This window comes from Arthrobacter sp. 2YAF22_2 (assembly GCF_052114645.1).
Lineage (GTDB): Bacteria > Actinomycetota > Actinomycetes > Actinomycetales > Micrococcaceae > Arthrobacter.
Window position 1 is genome coordinate 1 of the sequence record NZ_JBFRFD010000328.1, and the last position, 4,176, is coordinate 4,176.

Below are 4,176 nucleotides of genomic sequence, written 5' to 3' on the forward strand. Positions count from 1 at the left end.
GCGCAGGCTTCACCCCGATGATAGCGACCGGGCTGGTGCTCGCCGGCAGCGGATCGATGTGGCTGGTGGGGGTCTTCTGGGTCGCGGTCCTACTCGCCGGAGTCTGGGCAGTCCGCCTGACCCGGGAGGGCTCCGAGCTCGCGCTCTGAACTTCCTGGCACCTCGAGCCCGGCTGCGCCGCTTGCGGCGCGTCGGGCTCGGCGTTGCCCCAGGGAAACTGCTAAATCAATTTTTTTGATCTCCATGCTCTGAAACGTGTCATTTACGCAACAAGTGGACACTGCCATGATGGATCCAGCGAGGCGCCGCAGCTTGGCGCGAACCACGAAAGGAATCAAGGCAATGAAGCCGAAGAATCATATGGTGCTGACAACGTTCATGTTGCCGGCGGGCTACCACAAGGACAGTTGGCGCATGGAGGGCAGCCGGGCCGAGGAACTGGGGAACCTGGAGTTCGTCGCAGACCTGACGGCCATGGCGGAGGCTGCCAAGCTCGACGCTGTGTTTTTCGGCGACATCGTCCATGCCAATACCGTGATGCGCGGAGATATCAAGATGAACGGGTTCTACGAGCCCATGACCGTCCTCGCCGCACTCGCCGCCAGGACCAAGAACATCGGTCTCATCGGTACGATGTCGACGTCGTTTTCGGAACCCTACAACCTGGCCCGGCAGCTGTGCGGACTCGACCATATGTCCAACGGCCGGGCGGGCTGGAACATCGTCACGTCCTCCGACGGCTTCCGCAACTATGGCGTCGACGAGGTCCCGGATCCGGCCGTGCGCTACCGGCGCGCCACCGAATTCGTGGACGTGGTGCAGCGCCTGTGGGACAGCTGGTCTGATGACGCCATCATCGTGGACCGTGCCTCGGGAGAATACGTGGACCGGAGCAAGCTCCGGCCCATCAACCATAAGGGTGAGTTCTTCGAGGTCGAGGGGCCGATCAACATGCCACGCTCGCCGCAGGGCCGTCCGGTGCTGGTCCAGGCCGGTTCCTCGGGCCCCGGAATGGACCTGGGCTCCTCGGTTGCCGACGGCATCTACACGGCCCAGCCGTTCAAGCAGCCGTCGGTCGAGTTCTACACGAAGTTCAAGAACATGGTGGCCGAGAAGGGCCGGAACCCCGACGACGTGAAGATCATCCCGGGAATCCTGCCGATCCTCGGGGACACCGAGAAGGAAGCACAGGACCTGGCAAATGAGCTCGCGGGCTACGTCCACCTCGGCAACGGACTGCAGCAGGTCGGGGCGGACCTGCGCATGGATCTTTCCGAGCTCGAGTTTGATGAGTCCATCCCCGCAGAATGGTTTTCCGATGACCCCAAACTCGGCAGCCGTTACCAGATTTACCGCAAGAAGAGCGTGGACATGGGCATGACGCTGCGCGAGCTGATCGTGGACCTGGCCCGTTCCACCGGCCACCAGTGGATGGCAGGCACGCCCTCCCAGGTCGCGGACCGCATGGTGGATTGGTTTGAGTCGAAGGCCTGCGACGGCTTCAACCTCAACGCCCCGTTCAATCCCGGCGGATTCAAACTGATCTGCGACAAGCTGGTCCCGGAGCTCCAGGACCGCGGCTACTTCCGCAGCGAATACGAGGGCACCACGCTGCGGGACAACTTCGGGCTGTCGCGCCCGTCGGCCTAATCCCGAGGTTCGTCGCCGCCGGGCCGGAAGCGCTCGACGGCGACGTCAACCCACGCTTGGGCCCGTGCGTTTAAGCGCATGCTGCGGGCCCAGGCGAGGGATACCGTGGCCCGCGCGCCCCCAGTGGCTCGCGGCTCCGAGACCTGCTTGAGCACCACGCGCAACTCCTCATAGGGTGCGTCGAGCATCGGCTGCTGGAAAAGAACTGCTACGCCACGGCCGCCCGCAACTAGCGAGCGGACTGTGGCGTAGCTGCGTGAGCGGTGCCGTATGTCGGGGGCCAGGCCGGCCGTGCGGTACATGTCCAGGACTCGCGTGGAGATCGGCGGCGCATCGAAAAAGATGACCGGATCTGCTGCCACGTCCTTAAGGGTCACCACCTGGGCTTCGCGAAGTGGATGGTTGTCCGGCAACAGGATGTACGGATCGACGGAAAGCAGGGGGGCCGTCTTGAGCGCCGGAGACACATCCATGTCATAGAGGAATGCTGCGTCAATGGAGCCGTTGAGCAGCCGTTCCTGGAGATCCTCGTGGTAGCCCTCGACGAAGTCGACCTCCACGTGCGGGCATTGGGTCGCGAAGTCGGTGAGCATCGGCGGGATGATCGTGGGCCCCAGTGGCATGTAGCAGCCGACTTTCAGAGGGCCGCGGATGTCCACGCGGTCCCTCTTGGACAGCGACGTGATGTCATCCGCGAGATCCAGCAACTGCCTCGCCTGTCGGAACACGACTATTCCCGTCGATGTCAGGGTCAGCCCCTTTGACTTGCGCTTGATACACAGCTGGGCGCCCACGATCCGCTCCAGCTCGGCGATAGACATGGAAATCGCCGACGGTGCCATATGGAGCCGCCGGGCAGCCTCACTCATCGTCCCCGACTCGGCGGCGACCACGAAGTGAAGGACTTGGCGAAGGGTGATCGAGGGGTGCGAGACAAGATCCATATTGTCAATTCTACTGATAAGCCTATACAGAAATCGACAGTTTACTTGAGGCATCCATGTTGCCATGATGGAATGGCGCCCCAGACGGGCGCCAGTGTGACGGCCGCCCCGTGGCGGCGCCTTCCCGGAAAGTGACGTGAACGTAGATGGACGCCCAAGCGCAATTCCTCGACCTGGCCGAAGCCATTGTCGGCGCGGATAATGTTGTCCGAGCGACCCCGCAGGAGGGCTACATCGATCCCTACCCGCTGAACCCGGGACGGGCGAAGTGGCCGGGCGTGCGGCCAGGCAGCGTGGAAGAGGTCCAGGACGTCGTCCGGATCGCCAACGAGACCGGCGTGCCGCTGTGGTCTTTCTCCAAGGGTAAGAACCTCGGCTACGGCGGCCCGGAGCCGCGCACCCGGGACATGGTGGCCCTGGATCTGAGCCGGATGAACAAGATCATCGAGGTGGACGACCAGCTCAACTACGCGGTGATCGAGCCCGGTGTCACCTTTTTCGAGCTTTTTGACTACATCCAGGCCAAGGGCCTGAAACTGTGGATGTCCGTCCCCGCACTCGGTTGGGGATCGGTCATGGGCAATGCCCTGGACCGGGGGTACGGCATGACGCCGATGGGCGACCACGTCCAGTCAGTGTGCGGAATGGAGGTGGTGCTGCCGGACGGCGAGCTGCTCCGCACCGGAATGTGGGCCATGGAAGGCACGGACCTCGGCCCCATCTTCAAGGGCGGCTTCGGGCCGACCCTGGACGGCATCTTCACCCAGTCCAACCTGGGTGTTGTGACCAAGATTGGTCTGTGGCTGATGCCGTGGCCGGACGTCTACATCAACGGCGACGTCGTGGTGGAGCGCGAGGAGGACATGCCCCGGCTGGTTGATATCCTCACCCAGCTCCGCCGGGAGGATGTCATCCAAAACAATGCGCTGTGCGGCAACGTGGTCAGGGCCGCGACCATGAACGGTCCCCGTTCCCGCTGGTACACCGGCGAGGGGTCAATCCCCGATGACCGGCTGGAGGAGATGCGCCAGGAGATGGGCATCGGGCAATGGAACGCCAAGTTCGCCATCTACGGCGACAAGGGCCTGGCCGAGCGCCGGCTGGAAATCATCCGGGAGCGTTTCGCCGGGCTCGAGGGATTCACCGTCAGAGCCCGCCTCTATGAAGGTGCCGAGGGCGCCCAGGTGGCGTACGAGGACATCGCCCAGATCGACCGCACCCAGATGGCCGGCGTTCCGACGCTCAAACCGCTGTCCACGGTTGCGTGGGCCGCCGAGAACGGCGGCCACATCGACGCGGCCCCCATCATTCCGGCCAGGGGCGAGGAGGTCTGGGAGTTCTACCAGGAGGCCAAGGAGCTTTACCGCCGCCACGGCTTCGACCTGTACATCGGCTATCACCTGTATCCACGGCACATGGTGCACGTGACCATGATTTTTTTCGAGAATGACAACCAGGAGCAGCTGGCCCGGGCGCGGGCTCTCTATGCCGAACTGCTTGCCGCTGCCCGCCGCCGCGGCTATGCGCCTTATCGCAGCCACGTGGACTACATGGACGTCATCGCGGACGGCTTCGATTACGG

General features: G+C 63.6%; 3 protein-coding genes. 2 read left to right on the top strand and 1 reads right to left on the bottom strand.

Annotated elements, in window-relative coordinates:
* The first annotated feature begins 342 nt into the window (after positions 1 to 342).
* Positions 343 to 1,650 (top strand): LLM class flavin-dependent oxidoreductase, encoded by a 1,308-nt coding sequence (locus tag AB4Y86_RS13325; protein ID WP_441402695.1) that lies wholly within the window; start codon positions 343 to 345, stop codon positions 1,648 to 1,650.
* Here the strand turns inward: AB4Y86_RS13325 and AB4Y86_RS13330 are convergent.
* Positions 1,647 to 2,594: a LysR family transcriptional regulator gene (locus tag AB4Y86_RS13330; RefSeq protein ID WP_441402696.1), complete on the bottom strand. Its 948-nt coding sequence runs from the start codon at positions 2,592 to 2,594 to the stop codon at positions 1,647 to 1,649. The two genes, AB4Y86_RS13325 and AB4Y86_RS13330, sit on opposite strands and share 4 nt — an antisense overlap.
* Positions 2,595 to 2,740: 146 nt before the next feature.
* Here AB4Y86_RS13330 and AB4Y86_RS13335 point away from each other — a divergent pair.
* Positions 2,741 to 4,176, top strand: a 1,436-nt coding sequence (locus AB4Y86_RS13335; protein ID WP_441402697.1) for an FAD-binding oxidoreductase, incomplete at its 3' end; no start/stop codon positions are given.